Genomic DNA, 514 nt, shown 5'->3' with positions numbered 1-514 from the left:
ATCAGCTTCATCCCGGCCTTGTGCACGAACAACGAAAACCGGTTCGCCACGCTCGCGAACAGCGACCGGCCGACCGCCAGACCCACATGCCGGCCGCTCGTCACGGCGACATCCTCGTTGCTCGCGATATGGGCGCTGCGTTCCGCCGCGACGCTGATTCCCGCCGCCGCCGACAGCACCATGTCGGCTTCCGCCAGCTCCGGAAAATCGTGTTCGCCGCCGGACGGCTTCCCTCGAATCGCATCGTTGCGCGCCTTGATGGCCTTCGCAACGTCGCTCTGGTCGGCGTCAAGCTGCTGTGCCTCATGCCGTTGCGCCAGTCCGGACAGGCTCTCCTGCAACTCGCGCGCTTGCGTGAGCCGGCCGACCGCCTCGCGCGCATCCTTCGCGTGGCCGGGGCCGCCGGCTCGGCCGTCCGTCGTGACGAGCAGGCCCCTCAACGCCCGCACCACGCCCCAAAAATCCGTGCGCAGCTCGAAGCCCTTGCCGCGCGCATCGGCGCGGCCTTTCTTCC

General features: G+C 68.9%; 1 protein-coding gene. It reads right to left on the bottom strand.

Annotated features, from left to right (window positions below; genetic code table 11):
* On the bottom strand, window positions 1-514 hold a 514-nt coding region (locus tag HWX31_RS34645; protein ID WP_175934019.1), incomplete at both ends, for a type VI secretion system Vgr family protein.

Origin of the sequence: Burkholderia ubonensis (assembly GCF_902833085.1) — a bacterium.
Taxonomy (GTDB): Bacteria; Pseudomonadota; Gammaproteobacteria; order Burkholderiales; family Burkholderiaceae; genus Burkholderia; species Burkholderia ubonensis.
This window is presented reverse-complemented; position numbering and strand designations above follow the sequence as displayed.